Here is a 15555-nt window from a genome sequence, read left to right on the forward strand (position 1 = left end):
CCATCACTCCGCCGCCACGGTCTTGGCGCTTTGGCCGAACAACAGGGACGCCGAGGCCGCGCTGACGGTCGGCGTGGAATTGACCTCCTTCGCCTTCGCATAGGCGCGCTCGGTCGCCGGCCGCGCGCGCACCGCCTCGAACCACCGTTGCAGATGCGGGAAGTCCTCCAGCTTCTGCCCCTGGCGTTCATGCGGCACGATCCAGGGATAGGTCGCCATGTCGGCGATGGTATAGGCGCTGCCCGCCATGAAATCCCGATCCGCCAGGCGCTTGTTCAGCACGCCATAGAGCCGGTTGGTCTCATTGACGTAACGGTTGATGGCGTAAGGGATCTTCTCCGGCGCGTACTGGCTGAAATGATGGTTCTGCCCTGCCATCGGCCCGAGCCCACCCATCTGCCAGAACAGCCATTGCAGAACCTCGGCGCGCGCCTGCACCTGCGCGGCCGGCGGGATGAACCGCCCGATCTTGTCGGCGAAATACAGCAGGATCGCCCCGCTCTCGAACAACGACACTGGCCCGCCGGCGACATCATGATCGACGATCGCCGGAATGCGGTTGTTCGGCGCGATCGCCAGGAATTCCGGCTTGAACTGGTCACCGGCCGAGATGTTCACCGGGATGATGCGGTAGGGCAGTCCCGCCTCCTCCAGGAACATCGTCACCTTGTGGCCATTCGGCGTGGTCCAATAATGCAGGTCGATCACGAAGCTATCTCCGGGGCAGGGGGGTCGAACAGGCTCAGGGCCTGGCGCACGGCGCCACGCAGCAGCGCGGGCTCGGGCCGCGCGCGCGCCAGGACGCGCAGCCCCATGGTGGTGGTCAGCAGCAGCCTCGCGAGGTCGCGTGGCGGATGCGCCCGGGAAATGGTGCCGGCACGCTGGCCACCCACCACGCACCGGCGGAAGAAGCTTTCCAACTCGCCCAGCCGGGCGGCGACGACCTCGCCCACCTCCACATCATGCGGGGCGATCTCCAGCGCGGTATTGACCAGCAGGCAGCCGCGGCGATCCGCCAGCGACCGGCTCACGCTCTCGGCGAAAAAGGCCTCGATCGCCCCACGCGGCGGGTTGTTCGCCTCATGCCGGGCGATGCGCTCGCGCATATTGGCGTCGAGGTAGCGATCGAGGCAGCGGGTGAACAGCGCGCGCTTGTCGCCGAAGGCATTGTACAGGCTCGCCGCCCCGAGCCCCATCGCCTCGCCCAGGTCGCGCACCGAACTCGCCGCATAGCCATGCTCCCAGAACCGGGTCATGGCCGCGTCGAGCGCGGCATCCTCGTCGAAGGCGCGGGGGCGGGACAGGGCAGGGCTCCACAGCTACTGTATCGGTCGATACAGAATTTATGAAGCGATCGCTCCAGAATCAACCCCCCGCGTCAGGCCTTCTTCGCCGCACCCTCGCGCACCACGCCCATCTCACGCAGCCGCGCGACTTCCTCTACCCCCAGCAGCGGGGCGAGGATCTCGTCATTGTGCTCGCCGATCCGCGGCGCGCGGCGCGCCAACACGCCCGGCGTGACGGACAGCCGCGGCACCAGCCCATGCATCGGCAGCCAGCCGCCGGGCATCTCCTCATCCGGCACTTCGATCAACGCCTCGCGCTCGATGGCGTAATGATCCTTCTCGAGCATCGCGGTATCCATGATCGGCCCGATCGTCACCCCGGCCTTGTCGAAATGCGCGAGGTTGTCCGCCAGCGTCCGCTCGCCGATCCAGCCGCCGATGATCCCATCCAGTTCCTGCCAATGCTGAAGCCGCGCCGGATTATTGGCGAAGCGCGGATCGCTGATCATGTCCTCGCGCCTGATCGAGCGGAACAACTTCTCCGTCATTCCCTGCGTCGATGCCGACAGGCACACCCACCCGCCATCGAGCGTCCGATACGCATTGCGCGGCGATGTGTTGGTGCTCCTGCTGCCGGTGCGCGGCTTGCGCTTGCCGCTGATGCGCCAATTCGCCACCTGCGGCTCCAGCACGCTGAACAGCGGCTCGAACAGCGACACGTCGATCACCTGCCCTCCACCGCCGGCCTCGGCATGACGCAGCGCGATCATCGCGACCGAGGCGCCATACAACCCGGCATAGGCATCGCCCATGAACATCGGCGGTAGCACCGGCTCGCGGTCGTCGAACCCATTCACCGCCGCGAAGCCGGAATACCCCTCGACCAGCGTGCCGAAGCCCGGCTTGTGGTTGAACGGCCCATCCTGCCCCCAGCCGGAAATCCGCACGACCACCAGCGCCGGGTTGATCGCCAGCAGCACCTCGGGTCCAAGTCCCATCGTCTCCAACACGCCGGGACGGAAGCTCTCGACGAACATCGCCGCATCCCGCACCAGCGCCTTCACCACGCCGATCCCATCCGCCTGCCGCATGTCCAGCGCGACCGATTTCTTGTTGCGGCAGATCGTCTTCCACGACGTTTCGACGCCACCCACGCGCCAAGCGCGCAGCGTGTCGCCCTCTGGCGGCTCGACCTTCACCACCTCCGCGCCATGGTCGGAAAACACCTTGGTCAGCACATTGCCTGCAACCAGGCGCGAGAGATCCACCACGCGCACGCCATCCATGGCGCCGCGCGCGGCGGGGTCGAAGGATTTGCGATGGATGCCGGTCATGCCCGCCCTCAGTGTCAATTCGATCAACCCGGCCGCTTGCCGCCGCCGGGGCACGAGAATGCGCCATGTGGCGCATTCCCGCACAGACACTCAGTCGAGGCGGATGTTCGCCAGCTGCGCCACCCCGCGCCAGCGGGCGATGTCGGTGCGCAGCATGGCGGCGAAAGCTTCCGGCGTCTCGGGCGACGGCCGCGCGCCCTCGCCCTGGTACAGCCGGGCCATGTCCGGGTCACGCAGCGCGTCATTCGCGTCGGCGTTCAGCTTCTCCAGGATCGGCCCCGGCAGCCCGTGCGGCGCGAACAGCCCCCACCAGATGGCGATGTCGTAGTCGAGCCCCGCCTCGCTCACCAGCGGGGCCGGCGGCGAACCTTCCGGCACGCCCGCCGCGCTGTAGGCGAGCAGCCGCACCCGCCCGTCGCGCACCACGCCGGCCGCGCTCGGCAGCGTCGTGATCATCAGTTGGATATGTCCGGCGACGAGGTCGGTCACCGCCGGCCCAGTGCCGCGATACGGCACGTGATTCATCTGCACGCCGGCGCGCTGGGAGAAGTACTCGGTGACGAAGTGGTTGATCCCGCCCGGGCCCGAGGTGCCGTAGTCGATCTTGCCCGGCTGCTCGCGCGCCAGCCGGATCAGATCCTGAACGCTGCGCACCGGCAACTCGTTGTTCACGATGACGATGAAAGGCGAGCGCGCCAGCAACGCGACCGGCGTGAAGTTCTCCAGCACGCCCCAAGGCACGCGCTGCGACACCGAGGTGGTCGCGAAGGAGGAGGAGGAGACCATCAGCGTGTAGCCATCCGCCGGCGACTGCGCCACGGCGGTCGCGCCGATCGCGCCACCCGCGCCGGCGCGGTTCTCGATCACTACCGGCTGGCCGAGCTTCTGCTGCAGGCGTTCGGCCAGCGGCCGCGCCACCACGTCGTTCGACCCGCCGGGCGGGAAGGGCACCACGATGCGGATCGGCCGGCTCGGCCAGGCACCCTGGGCGCGCACCGCCGGACTGGCCAGCGCCGCGCCGACGGCAAGGACGGCCCGACGGCCGATGTGGAACTTGTTCACGTCATTTCCCCCGATCTGATGAGGCGCAGTCTCGCCGAGCCGTCGCCAAGCCGGAAGGCACCATTTTTTCAGCACCGCATTAACCCGCGCCTGCGACAACGCAGCCCTGTTCCACCGGGGTAGGAGAACGGGGTGACGGCCGCCCAGCAGCCGGAGCGTCCGCTGCGCGAATGGCCGCTCGAGCAATTGGCCGAGCAGGCGGCGCTGCATGCCGCCGATGCCGAGGCGTTGTCGGCCCTGGTGCTGGAGGCGCGGCATCGCCGCGGCGCCCGCGCCAAGGCGCTGGAGGCACGCCTCACCCGCATGATAGCCGCCTGCGCCGCCAACGCGGAACCGCAGCAGGACCAGGCTGCGCGGCTGCGCACGACGCTTGCCGCCGCGGCACGGGAGATCACGGTGCTGCGGGCGCGCGTCGCCCTGCTCGAACAGACGCAGGGGGCACCGCCGGAGCCTGACGCCGCCAGCGCATTCCGCCGCGTCCATCTCAGTCCCGATGCGCCGGCCTGGCTGCTCGTCGAGGTGCGCCGCGCCTTTCGACGGCGCTACCACCCCGATACCACGACCGACCAGCAGCATCGCCGCCGCTCCGAGGAAGTATTCAAAAGGGTCGAGGCGGATTTCGAGGAGATCGAGCGCTTGCGCCGCATGTGACGCGAACGAACGGTGGAAAAGCAACCAGGACGCGCATTTTTTAAATCGAAACCGTCACAATTACGACCCCTGGTGCGTGGAGACTGCCAATTTCGCCTGTCATTATCTCAGATTGAGACGGGATAGATGAAGCGCAGGAAATGTCGGCCGCGGAACAGGACATCAATCGACGCAGCATCGAGAACTGGCCGTCCGGCAGGCTGCTCGACTACGCCGAGGAGCATGTCGGAGATCGCGATCTCCTCGCAGTCATCCATGAGGTGCTGACCCGCCGCGGGGTCGATGTCGCGACCGCTGCGGCGAAGCGCGTGCAGGCGCTGCTCGACCGTGGCCGAGATGGCATGGCGGCTGATGTGTCGGTGGGTGTGTCCGATGAGGGCCGGGCTGAACTCGCGGCCATGAAGGCGCGGCTCGAGCAGGCCGAACGCCGCATTCGCGAGGCCGAGGCCCGTGCCGCCACCGCCGAACGCGCCCTGGCGACGGAGGCATTGCCCTCACGTGGTGGTGGGCTGCTGCGCCGCGTGCACCTGGCCGAGACGGCACCGACCTGGCTGGTTGACGCCGCGCGCCGGGCTTTCCGGCTGCGCTTCCATCCGGACCGCTTCGCCGATCCGGTGATGAAGGCCCGCGCCGAGGAAACCTTCAAGGAGGCGGAGGAAATCTTCCGCCAGATCGTCCCGAACGGCCAATAGCCACCGCCCACCGGTTTCGCAGAAATCGCCCGAAGGTGCAGTGGCCTGCGTTTCCTGTGAGGGTGCTCGAGGGGCGGGCGCCCCTCGACCTTCACGACACCCCCGCCGCCGCCTCCAGCACTTGCGCCGCATGTGCCTCTGGCTTCACCTTGCGCCAGATCTTCAAGATCTTGCCGTCGCCGCCGACGAGGAAGCTGCTGCGCTCCATCCCCATATAGGTCTTGCCGTACATCGACTTCTCGACCCAGACGCCATAGGCCTCGGCGACCTTGTGGTCCTCATCGGAGGCCAGCGGAAAGGTCAGGCTGTACTTCGCCGCGAACTTCTCGATGGGCGGGATGGCGTCTGGGCTGACGCCGATCACCTCGAGCCCGAGGTGCCCCAGTTGAGGCAAAGCCTCCTGCACGCCACAGGCCTGCTTGGTGCAGCCCGGCGTATTCGCCTTCGGATAGAAATACAGCAGATACGGCCTGCCCTTCAGCGCGGCAGAGGAGACCTCGCGCCCGCCGCTCGCCTTCATCGTGAAGGCCGGTGCCTTCTTGCCTTCGGTCAGTTCGCTCATTCCCGTTCCCCGTTGTTGTCGGGCCTGCCGAGGCGTCGTTCGAACACCGCGCGGACCTGCTTCGCCCGTCGGGCCATCTGTGCCTGGAGGGCCGGGAGGTCAACCGGCGCATCGTCGGGGTCGAGCCGCCGGCAGGCATGCAGCAGCGCCGCTGCGACACTCTCGGGCAGTTGTTCCTCGCGCCAATGCCCCACGGTCAGGCGCAACAACCCGCTGATGCTGCGCCACAGACGTTCGGCGCCGATCAGCGCCGCCGCCTCATCGGCCTCCAGCAGCCCCGCCTCGGCCAGCCGCGCCAGCGCGACGTGGGTGGTGGTGGCCAGTACGCCCGGATGCTCGCGCGCATGCACCAGTTGCAGCGCCTGGGCGATGAACTCCACCTCGACCAGCCCGCCGCGGCCGAGCTTCACATCCCACGGCCCATCCGGCGGCAGGTCGCGCAGCATCCGCCCGCGCATCGCGACGGCATCCGGGATCGCCTTCGCCGCGGCGTCGGGGCGCAGCAGCGCGGCGCGGATCGCCGCCTCCACCTTGCGCTGCAAGGCGGGCGGCGCGGCGACGACGCGCGCGCGGGTCAGCGCCATGCGTTCCCAGGTCCAGGCCTCCTCGGCATGGTAGCGCTGGAAGCCGGACAGCGAGACGGCGACAGGCCCCTTCGAGCCCGAGGGCCGCAGCCGCATATCCACCTCATACAGCTTGCCCTCGGCCCCCGGCGCCGTGATGCCGCCGATCAGATGATGCGCGAGCCTGGTGAAATACTGGCTGACCGGCAGCGAACGCAGCGGCGGCTGGCCGCGTTTCGCGCGCCCCTCGCTGGCCTCGGCGGCGGCGGCATGGTCGTAGATCAGGATCAGGTCAAGATCCGAGCCCGGCAGCATCTCGCGCCCGCCCAGCTTGCCGAGCGCCACGACCGCCAGCGCGCCACCCTTCACGCGGCCGAAGCGTTCGGCGAATTCGCGGGCGACATGCGGCATCAGCCCGGCGATGGCGGCATCGGCCAGCGCGCTGCGCGCCTCGCCCGCCGCATCGACACCAAGCGTGCCTTCCAGCGTCGCGGCATCGATCTCGAACTTGCCTTCGAGCACCAGGCGACGCGCCGCCTCCATCGCCTCCTCGATGTGGCGGGCATCCTTGAGCTGGGCGGGCAACACCGTGGCCGCCGTGCCGATCGACCCGCCGGCGCCGACCAGCAACCCCTCCAGCGCCGCCGGATGGCGCGAGAGATGGTCGGCCAACTGCGGCGCCGCGCCGAGAATGCCGGCGAGCCGTTCCAGCAGCGCCGGATTGCGCGCGAGCAGCGAGAGCACCTGCACCCCGGCTGCCAGCCGCCCGAACACGCCATCGAGCCGCGCCAGCGCCGCATCCGGCGCGCGCTGCTTGGCGAAGGCGCCGAGCAGCGCGGGCATCAGCGCGGTCAGCAATTCCCGCGCCCGTTCGCTGCGCGTCGCGCGGGTATGGCCGTGATGCCAGCCGCGCACCATCGCCGCGACGCCCGAGGGATTCGCATATCCCATGCCGCGCAGCGTCGCGATGGTCGCCGGGTCGTCCTCGACGCCGGTGAAGACGAGGCTGCCATGGCGGTCTTCCGAGGCCAGCGTCGGCTCGGCCTCGAACATCCGCCCGTAATGGCGCTCGACGCGCCTCAAGTGTTGGGTGAAGGCGGTGCGGAACGCCGCCACATCCGGGTAGCCGAGGAAGGAGGCAATGCGCGCCATCCCCTCCGCATCCTCGGGCATCCGATGCGTCTGGTGGTCGGCGACCATCTGCAGCCGGTGTTCGAGGTTGCGCAGGAACACATAGGCATCGGCGAGGTCGGCGGCGACACGACGGTCGATCTTGCCGGCGCGCGCCAGCGCCGAGAGCGCGCCGAGCGTCGTCGGGTCGCGCAGCCCCGGGTCGCGCCCGCCCCAGATCAGCTGCAAGACCTGGGCGGTGAATTCGATCTCGCGAATCCCGCCCCGGCCGAGCTTCACGTCATGGCCTTCGACCTGCACCGTGTCATGCGCGCCCTTCGCCCCCTTATGGGCGTGGATCTGTCGCTTGATGGAATGGATGTCGGCGACGGCGGCGAAATCGAGATGCCGGCGCCAGACGAAGGGGCGGATCTCGCGCAGGAACGCTTCGCCGGCGGCCCGATCGGCGGCGACCGGGCGCGCCTTGATCATGGCGGCGCGTTCCCAGTTCTGCCCCATGCTCTCGTAATAGACGATGCCGGCCGGTACCGAGACGGCGAGCGGCGTGGCCGCCGGGTCCGGGCGCAACCGCAGGTCGGTGCGGAAAACATAGCCCTCGGTCGTGCGTTCCTCCAGAAGCCTCACGAGGTCGCGCGCGATTCGCACATAGACGGCGCCCGCCCGATCGGCATGGTAGGCTGCGACGGAGGGGTCATAGAGCACCATGAGGTCCACATCGGACGAATAGTTCAATTCGCGCCCGCCGAGCTTGCCCATGCCGAGCACGACGAGGCCGGAGTTGCGCCCGACGAGGCGCGGATCGGTCCGCGCCGCGCCGGAAAGGCGGATCTCGCCCCGCGCCGCGGCGTCGCGCAGCAGATGCGCGCAGGCGGCGTCGATGGCGGCCTCGGCGAGGTCCGACAGCGCCCCGGTCACCCGGTCAAGCGGCCACAGCCCCGTGATGTCGCCGAAGGCGGCCGCCAGCGCGCCCTGCCGCTTGGCCTGGCGCAGCACGGTGGCGACCGCGGCACGCGGCGTCTCGGGGTCGATGCGCGTGAGCGGGTCGAGCGCGCGGGCCATCGCCTCATCCGGCCCGCGTTCGGCCAGCAGCATCAGCGCCGCCGATTCGCGCACGGCGAGGTCGGCGAGATACGGGCTGTGCCCGCCCAACGCCTCCAGCAGGGCGCGGCCGGCGGGCGCGGCGGCGAAGTCGCGCTCAGCCGCGCCACGTTCGGCGAAACTCTCCCGCGTCATGGCGGCGGCGGCCACATCGTAGGGGCGGGGCAGGCGGTCGATCGCGAAACAGGCCTTCATGGCCGGGCAGGGAACAGGTGAGGCGGGCCGCCGGTCAAGCCGGGCGCTGGCTGAACCGCATGTGCCGGTTGGTGCTCGGCGCTGTGATGCTGGCCGGTCTCGGCCTCGGCGCCCTGGCCTGGCGGCTGCAGGAAGGGCCGCTGCCGCTGCCGCTGCTCGCGCGCGAGGTCGAGAAAGCCGTCAATCACGGCCGCGAGGGCATGCGGCTCGAGATCGGCGAGGTCGCCATCGCTTGGTCCGGCTGGCGAGACGGGCACCGTTCCCCGCTCGCCCTGACGCTGCGCCAGGTCCGCGCGGTGGGCGATGACGGGGCGGTGCGCGCCGAATTGCCCGATGCCGCGGTATCGCTTTCCCTGCCTTGGCTGCTGCGCGGCGTCGTCGCCCCAAGCGTGCTGGAATTGCAGGGGCTGAGCGTGGTTGCCGCACGCTCGGCCGAAGGCGCACTGCGGCTCGACCTGGGCGAACCCGCCGACGTCTCCGCCGCCGAGGCTGCCGGCCGCCCGCCGGCCGCCGAGAGCACGCCGCTCCTCGAATTGTTCGCGCAGTTGATGAAGCCGCCCTCGGACAACACCCCGCTCTCGGCACTGCGCCGGGTGCGGCTGACCGATGCGCGGCTGCGCGTGGTCGACGCCCAGTTCGGCCGCTCCTGGACCGCCGAGATCGGCAACCTGGTCCTGACGCGACGGCAGGGCGGCGGCATCGACGTCAACGGCAATGGCGCCCTGGTGCTCGATACCGGCCAGGTCGGCCTGCGCGTCAGCGGGTCGATCGACGGCGCCACCGGCCTGGGCCGCCTGACCATGGCGATGCCCGCGGTACGCCCGGCCACGCTCGCCGGCAGCGCGCCCCTGCTCGCCCCGCTCGCGGCGATCGACGCACCCGCCTCCCTCGCCGTCGATGTCCAGCTCAACGGGCTGCGCATCCCGACCATGGCGCTGGCGCGGCTGCGCGTCGGTGCCGGGGCCATCGAACTGGGCCGCCACGGCCGGCTGGCGCTCAACGCGCTCGAGGCCGACCTGACGCTCGACGAACAGACGCTGCGGGTCGAACGCGCCGTGCTGCGCCCCGCCGCGCCGCCCGGCCGCATCATGGCCGGCGCGACGCCGATCATCACCGCCCAGGCGCAGGCGCAGAACGCGGATGGTCGATGGCAGGCCGAGGCGACGCTCGGCATCGATCAGGTCGCCGCCGCCGACCTCGACGCCTTTTGGCCAAGCGGCGTCGCCCGCGGCGCGCGCGAATGGATCACCGAGAACCTGACCGGTGGCATCGCACGCGACGGCACCTGGCGCATCACCGCCGACTGGGACCCGGCGAGCGGCGCGGCGCGCCTCCTCACCCTGGACGGCACCCTCGAGGCCGAGGACATGGAGGTCCACTGGCTGCGCCCCATCCCGCCTGCCATCGGCGCCGCCGGCCATGCCCGCTTCGGCCTCGATGCCATCGAGATCGACGTCTCTGGCGGCACCCAGTCCGGCACCGCCATCGCGCTGCGCGAGGGCACCGTGCGCATCGGCTTCGCCACCGAGCCCGAAACCGCTGAGATGGACTTCGTGCTCGGCGGCCCGGCCGCCGATGTCTGGTCCCTGCTGCGCCACCAGCGCCTTGGCCTGTTCAAACGCGGCCCGCCGCCGATCAGCGAGGTGCGCGGCACGCTGAACGAGGCAAGGCTGTCGATCGGCTTTCCCATGGTGGCCGAACTGCCGATCGAGGCCATGCGCATCGGCGTCGCCGGCCGGGTGAGCGACATCCGCATCCCGCGCCTGGTGCTGGGCAAGGACCTCGAACGCGGCAATTTCGACTTCACCGCCGACCCCGCCGGCATGCGCGCCACCGGCACCGCGACGGTCCAGGGCATCGCCCTGCGTATCCAGCAGGAAGCCGACTTCCGCACCGGCCCGGCCAACCAGCTGGTGACGCGCGAGATTGTCTCCGGCCGCGCCGAGGTTGGCCAGATCGCCGCCTTCGGCCTCGACCCGCGCCCCTTCGTCGAGGGTACGGTCGGCCTCGATATCCGCAACGAGACCCGGCGCAACGGCCAGGGCCGCGTGGCGCTGCGCACCGACCTCACCCAGGCACGCCTCGCCGTCGACGCGCTGGCCTGGGCCAAGCCGCCGGGCATCAGCGGGCAGGGCGAGGCCACCATCGCGCTGCGCAACGGTCAGATCACGGCCATCGACGGCATCCGCATCGAGACAGCCGATGCGCTGATGCGCGGCCGCGGCACCCAGTTGCGGCAGAACATCCCGCAGGCGATCGAGATTCAGCAGGGCCAGATCGGCCGCAGCCGCTTCGCCGGGGAGATCAACCCCCCCTCCGGCCCACGGGCGAACTGGACCATCGCGATGCATGGCCCGGTGCTCGACGCCGCACCGGTGCTCGCTCGCCCCGCCGCCGCCGAGGACACCGCCACGGCGGGCGCATCCGGCGGGCCGGGCGTGACGCTGCAGGCGCGCTTCGACCGTGTGCTGCTGCAACGCGACGGCGCGTTGACCGGCGTCGTCGCGAACCTCACCTCGAACGCCCGCGGCACGGTGCAGGCGGCGCAACTGCGCGGGCGGGTCGATGGCGGCGGCAGCATCGACCTCACCATCGCCCCCGAGGGCGGCCGTCGCCACCTGCGCCTGACCAGCGACAATGGCGGCGCCCTGCTGCGCGCTTTCGACGTGCTGCGCACCGTCCAGGGCGGCCGGCTGCGCGTCGATGCCGCCTTTGACGACCACCAGCGCGGCGTCCCTCTGGTGGGCTCGGCCGAACTCGAGGAATTCGCCGTGCAGGATGCCCCGGCGCTGGGCAAGCTGCTGCAGGCCATGTCGGTCTTCGGCGTGTTCGAGGCGCTGTCCACCCAGGGCCTGTCCTTCGCGAGCCTGACCGCGCCCTTCACCCTGACGCGCGAGGCGCTGATCCTCGACGATGCCCGCGCCTATTCCATGTCCCTCGGTATCACCGCGAAGGGCCGCATCAACCGCCTGGCCCAGACCATCGACATGGAAGGCACCATCGTGCCGGCCTACGTCTTCAACTCCCTGCTCGGCCGCATCCCGGGCCTCGGCCGGCTGTTCAGCCCCGAACGCGGCGGCGGCCTCTTCGCCGCCACCTACCGCCTGCGCGGTCCGCTTGCCGACCCAGCCGTCAGCGTCAATCCGCTCGCCGCCCTGACCCCCGGCTTCCTGCGCGGAATCTTCGGCATCGGCGACGATACCCCCACGCCCCCCGCACCCGGGCGGTAGCCGCGGCGCGATACCTCCGATAGCCTCACCGCACTGCAACAAGGAGCGGATCATGACGGGCATCGCCAAGGGCGCCGAGGAACTGGCATTGATGGAAGCCGCCAAGCGCGTGCTGCCCGGCGGCGGCTTCGGCAACTTCGCCAACGACATCATCATCCGCTCGGGCCAGGGCGGCCACGTCACCGACGTCTCGGGCAACGACTACATCGACTACCTGCTCGGCTCCGGCCCGATGTTCATCGGCCACAACAACCCGGCGGTGACCGAGGCGGTGATGGCGCAGATCCCGCTCGGCACCACCTTCTTCACCAACAACGAACCCGGCATCCACCTGGCCGAGGCCATCGTCGACGCCATGCCCTGCGTCGAGCAGGTGCGCTTCCTCACCTCCGGCACCGAGGCCGATTTCTACGCCATGCGTCTCGCCCGCGCCTTCCGCGGCAAGCCCAAGATCGTGAAGTTCGAAGGCGGCTACCACGGCATGTCCGACTGGGGCCTGATGTCGCTCGCCCCCAAGCGCCTCGCCAACTTCCCCGACGCGGTTCCCGACAGCCCCGGCATCCCCGACGCCGTCCGCAACGAAGTCCTCGTCGCCCCCTTCAATGACATCGAAGCCGCGGTGCGCCTGATCGAAGCCCACCAGGACGAGATCGGCGGCGTCATCATGGAGCCCCTCCAGCGCCTGATCCCGCCCAAGCCGGGCTTCCTCCAGGCGGTGCGCGACGTCACCGCCCGCCTCGGCATCCCTCTCATCTTCGACGAAGTCGTCACCGGCTTCCGCTTCGCATATGGCGGCGCCCAGGAATACTACGGCGTCACCCCCGACATCTGCACCATGGGCAAGATCGTCGGCGGCGGCTTCGCGCTGTCCGCCATCGGCGGCCGCGCCGACATCATGGCGATGTTCGACAAGGCAGCGGTCGGCGAAGAACGCTTCATGACGCAGATCGGCACACTCTCCGGCAACCCCGTCGCCGCCGTCGCCGGCCTCGCGACACTGGAAGTCCTCCGTGAACCCGGCACCTACGAAAAGGTCTTCGCGATGGGCCGCGAGCTGATGGACGGGCTGACCACGCTGATCGCCGAAGCCGGCATCCCGGCACAGTGCCTCGGCGAGCCCGTGCTGTTCGACGTAGTTTACGCCGCCGGCGACATGCGCGACTACCGCGCGATGCTGCGCCAGGACGCGGCGATGCAGAAGCACGTCAACACGGTGATGCGCAGCCGCGGCATCCTGAAAGGGGACAGCAAGTTCTACCTGTCCACCGCACATACGGCCGCGGACATCGCGCAGACGCTGGAGGCGTTCCGCGCGGCGATGCAGAGCATGCCGGCGTCGCGCAAGGTTGCGTAGGAACGTTGGAGGGGCTTTGCCCCTCCAAGCCACCCCACCAAAGGCCCGAGGCCTTTGGAAACCAATACTTGGTGTCAGGCGGGTTTGATGCCCGCTTTGTGCCCGGGCCAAGCATTGGTATCTGAACCCCAGGCTCCCAAGAGCGGATACTCCGCCTGCCAATTCTTTTGACCGGGATGGGCGGTTTGCCGAAATCTCACGGCCAAACAGGTACGCCATCCAACCCCGCGGTTTCTGGCAGGCCGCAGATCAGGTTCGCATTCTGTACTGCCTGGCCGGCCGCTCCCTTGCCGAGATTGTCGACCACGCCCATCGCGATCACCAGGTTGCGCTCCGGATCGGCCGCATAGCTGACGAATGCGAGGTTCGAGCCGGTAGCCCATTTGGTCTGCGGCGGCTTGTCGGTCACGCGGACGAACGCCCGCCCGGCGTAGAAGCGGCGCGCCGCGTCCAAGCACTGGCCCGTGGTGGCGCTGCCGCGGCAGTACATGGTGACGAGTACGCCACGGGTCATGGGAACCAGGTGTGGTGTGAACACCAGCCCGGCGGCGCTGCCGCCACTCAGCCGCTCGATCGTCTTGGCCATCTCGGGCATGTGGACATGCTTGAGCAGACCGTAGGGAACCAGATTCTCGTTGCTCTCGGCGTAGCCGAACTTGCTGTCGGCGCCGCCCCGGCCGGCGCCGGAGATGCCGGTCTTGGCGTCGATCACGATGTTGCCCGGCTCGATCAGCTTGTCGACCAGCAACGGCGCCAGCGCCGTCAACGTCGCCGCGGGGAAGCAGCCAGGGTTGGCAACACGGGTCTGTCCGTCGATCTGGTCTGGCCAGACGTCGGCCAAGCCATACGCCCAACCTTCGATGTAGCGGTGGTCGCCGCCGATATCGACGATCTTCACGTCCTTGGGGATTCGCGCCAACGCCTCGGCCGAGGCGCCCGTGGGCAGCGACGCGAACAGCATGTCGAGCTTTGGCAGGGTCACAGGGTCCCACTTCTCGATCACCAGCTGGGCCAACTTGGCCGGCACACCGGGGAAGCGGTCGCCCAACCGACTGCCGGCGCTGCCCTCGCCTGCGGCGTAGACCAGTTCGAAAGTCGGGTGGCTCGCGACCAGGCGCATCGCCTCGCCGCCGCCAAAACCGCTGATCCCGACAATGCCGACGCGAATGCTCATGGGGGTGTCCTGATGCTGGAGTACGGGCAAAGAAAAACCCCCGAAGCCAGGGGCTGCGGGGGTTCGGAGATGCGGGCTGATGCCGCCTCAGGAGTGGACCGCTACGGGACGGATCTCACCGGGAGAGGGGCCTGTCTGCACGCAGCCACGAAAGCCGCCGCTGAGAAGCAGCGACGGCGTCGGTTCGCGGTGCGGAGGCGAAGATTACCCATCGCGCAAACGGTAGTGGTCCACCTGAACATCTGTCAACGCGGGTTCGTAGCTGTGATGGCGCGACCTGCCCGAGCGATTCGGCAGTTGGAACAGCGCCTTCCATCGCTTCAGCCGCAGGAGTGCGAAGGGCGTCTAGCGCGGCATTCCGCTCGCCGCGTCAATCAGCGGCTGCACCGGCACCTTGATGAAGCCGCGAGCCGGCCGGTCCAAATCGGCCACCAGCGTCATCACGACCCCCACGGTCATCGCCATCAGCACCGTGGCGACGGGCCGTCGGGCACCGCGTACACCCGAGTGGAAACCGGTGAGCGCCATGGCCATCATGGCGACGCCAAACAGCATCACCATCACCTCACCGGGGATGCGATAGCGGATCGCGGTGATGCGGCTCTCGTGGACGTTGTTCATCTCGTTCAACGAGCCGACGAACCGATAGACCGGCAGGGATTGCGGCGACGCCGCCGTCACCTCCACGGCAATTTGCCAAAGCCTGCCCTGCAACGCGACGGAGCGGGCAACGTCCTGCTCAAGCTTCGCGACGTCGTACGGCCGCCCGAGGCCAGTCCGCACGGCCGTGTACTCACGCAGCAAGTCGAATATCGGCTGCCGCGCCGGCTCTGGCAGCATCAGCGCGAAGTTCGCCGTACTGCCGATCGCATTGGCCTCGTGCAGCACCATGGAGCGGCGCGTGTCGAACCGAGACAAGGCGAGTGAGAAGCTGAAGGCGAGCAACAGCGCCAGCAGCCCCAGGGCCGAGCCCGCCAGCATCCCGAGATCCTCCGCCTTGCTTCCCCGGCGCTGCGCCCGATTGCCGAGCCACGCCCCCAGGACGGTGGACCCGACGCTCAACGCCACGACAAGGGGATAGAGGATCGAGAAGTCCAGGTCGTACAAGCTGTCAGCCATGCCGGGCCAGTCCATCCAGGGTCCACGTCGCGTGGCGCGAAGGCCCCGCGGACGCAAATGCGCGGAGACCTACACACCCGAAGCCAAAGCTTGTCCAGTTGCCC

Annotated in this window: 12 protein-coding genes and 1 pseudogene; 5 read left to right on the forward strand and 8 right to left on the reverse strand. The window is 69.4% G+C overall.

What is annotated here, in order from left to right; translation table 11 throughout:
• Window positions 1–3: 3 nt before the first annotated feature.
• From IEY36_RS17225 to IEY36_RS17240, 4 genes are all read right to left on the reverse strand, one after another.
• A complete protein-coding gene (locus IEY36_RS17225; protein ID WP_188968853.1) occupies window positions 4–708 on the reverse strand; it encodes a glutathione binding-like protein in 705 nt (234 codons plus the stop codon).
• Window positions 705–1256, reverse strand: coding sequence for a TetR/AcrR family transcriptional regulator (locus tag IEY36_RS17230; RefSeq protein WP_229681385.1), 552 nt, complete (start codon window positions 1254–1256; stop codon window positions 705–707). Before IEY36_RS17230 ends, IEY36_RS17225 begins: the two co-directional genes overlap by 4 nt.
• A gap of 122 nt (window positions 1257–1378) precedes the next feature.
• Window positions 1379–2620 carry a CaiB/BaiF CoA transferase family protein gene (locus tag IEY36_RS17235; RefSeq protein ID WP_188968855.1) on the reverse strand — a complete coding sequence of 414 codons (1242 nt, stop codon included), beginning with the start codon at window positions 2618–2620 and terminating at the stop codon, window positions 1379–1381.
• 90 nt (window positions 2621–2710) lie between these two features.
• On the reverse strand, window positions 2711–3682 hold the full coding sequence (locus tag IEY36_RS17240) for a Bug family tripartite tricarboxylate transporter substrate binding protein (RefSeq protein WP_188968857.1): 972 nt from the start codon (window positions 3680–3682) through the stop codon (window positions 2711–2713).
• Between the two features lie 132 nt (window positions 3683–3814).
• Between IEY36_RS17240 and IEY36_RS17245 the strand changes: the two genes are divergently transcribed.
• Both IEY36_RS17245 and IEY36_RS17250 read left to right on the forward strand, forming a co-directional pair.
• Window positions 3815–4333 carry a hypothetical protein gene (locus IEY36_RS17245; protein WP_188968859.1) on the forward strand — a complete coding sequence of 173 codons (519 nt, stop codon included), beginning with the start codon at window positions 3815–3817 and terminating at the stop codon, window positions 4331–4333.
• A 140-nt stretch (window positions 4334–4473) separates the two neighbouring features.
• The gene (locus IEY36_RS17250) at window positions 4474–5025 is read left to right on the forward strand and encodes a hypothetical protein (protein WP_188968861.1); all 552 of its coding nucleotides are present in this window, start codon (window positions 4474–4476) and stop codon (window positions 5023–5025) included.
• A gap of 91 nt (window positions 5026–5116) precedes the next feature.
• Here IEY36_RS17250 and bcp read toward each other — a convergent pair whose 3' ends face one another.
• Window positions 5117–5587, reverse strand: a complete 471-nt coding sequence (bcp, locus tag IEY36_RS17255; protein WP_188968863.1) for a thioredoxin-dependent thiol peroxidase — start codon at window positions 5585–5587, stop codon at window positions 5117–5119.
• A complete protein-coding gene (locus IEY36_RS17260) occupies window positions 5584–8574 on the reverse strand; it encodes a bifunctional [glutamine synthetase] adenylyltransferase/[glutamine synthetase]-adenylyl-L-tyrosine phosphorylase (RefSeq protein WP_188968865.1) in 2991 nt (996 codons plus the stop codon). The genes bcp and IEY36_RS17260 overlap by 4 nt, the downstream gene beginning before the upstream one ends.
• Before the next feature lie 17 nt (window positions 8575–8591).
• On the opposite strand from IEY36_RS17260, the gene IEY36_RS17265 reads away from it, so the two are divergent.
• Both IEY36_RS17265 and IEY36_RS17270 read left to right on the forward strand, forming a co-directional pair.
• Window positions 8592–11804, forward strand: coding sequence for an AsmA-like C-terminal region-containing protein (locus IEY36_RS17265; protein ID WP_188968866.1), 3213 nt, complete (start codon window positions 8592–8594; stop codon window positions 11802–11804).
• A gap of 52 nt (window positions 11805–11856) precedes the next feature.
• Complete coding sequence (locus tag IEY36_RS17270) at window positions 11857–13158, forward strand: aspartate aminotransferase family protein (protein ID WP_188968868.1); 1302 nt, start codon at window positions 11857–11859, stop codon at window positions 13156–13158.
• 196 nt (window positions 13159–13354) lie between these two features.
• Here IEY36_RS17270 and argC read toward each other — a convergent pair whose 3' ends face one another.
• The gene (gene argC, locus IEY36_RS17275) at window positions 13355–14332 is read right to left on the reverse strand and encodes an N-acetyl-gamma-glutamyl-phosphate reductase (RefSeq protein WP_188968870.1); all 978 of its coding nucleotides are present in this window, start codon (window positions 14330–14332) and stop codon (window positions 13355–13357) included.
• A 268-nt stretch (window positions 14333–14600) separates the two neighbouring features.
• Between argC and IEY36_RS17280 the strand changes: the two are divergent.
• Window positions 14601–14678: pseudogene (locus IEY36_RS17280) on the forward strand (IS5/IS1182 family transposase); the annotation flags it as partial.
• Here the strand turns inward: IEY36_RS17280 and IEY36_RS17285 are convergent.
• A complete protein-coding gene (locus tag IEY36_RS17285; RefSeq protein WP_188968872.1) occupies window positions 14678–15451 on the reverse strand; it encodes a bestrophin-like domain in 774 nt (257 codons plus the stop codon). The pseudogene IEY36_RS17280 and the gene IEY36_RS17285 overlap by 1 nt on opposite strands.
• Between the last annotated feature and the right edge of the window lie 104 nt (window positions 15452–15555).

The organism is Neoroseomonas lacus (genome assembly GCF_014644535.1).
GTDB classification, from domain to species: Bacteria; Pseudomonadota; Alphaproteobacteria; order Acetobacterales; family Acetobacteraceae; genus Neoroseomonas; species Neoroseomonas lacus.

Coding starts and splice junctions, on each gene's coding strand:
- IEY36_RS17230 (WP_229681385.1), bottom strand. CDS start 1,256: ATGACCCGGTTCTGGGAGCATGGCTATGCGGCGAGTTCGGTGCGCGAC.
- IEY36_RS17235 (WP_188968855.1), bottom strand. CDS start 2,620: ATGACCGGCATCCATCGCAAATCCTTCGACCCCGCCGCGCGCGGCGCC.
- IEY36_RS17250 (WP_188968861.1), top strand. CDS start 4,474: ATGTCGGCCGCGGAACAGGACATCAATCGACGCAGCATCGAGAACTGG.
- bcp (WP_188968863.1), bottom strand. CDS start 5,587: ATGAGCGAACTGACCGAAGGCAAGAAGGCACCGGCCTTCACGATGAAG.
- IEY36_RS17260 (WP_188968865.1), bottom strand. CDS start 8,574: ATGAAGGCCTGTTTCGCGATCGACCGCCTGCCCCGCCCCTACGATGTG.
- IEY36_RS17270 (WP_188968868.1), top strand. CDS start 11,857: ATGACGGGCATCGCCAAGGGCGCCGAGGAACTGGCATTGATGGAAGCC.
- argC (WP_188968870.1), bottom strand. CDS start 14,332: ATGAGCATTCGCGTCGGCATTGTCGGGATCAGCGGTTTTGGCGGCGGC.
- IEY36_RS17285 (WP_188968872.1), bottom strand. CDS start 15,451: ATGGCTGACAGCTTGTACGACCTGGACTTCTCGATCCTCTATCCCCTT.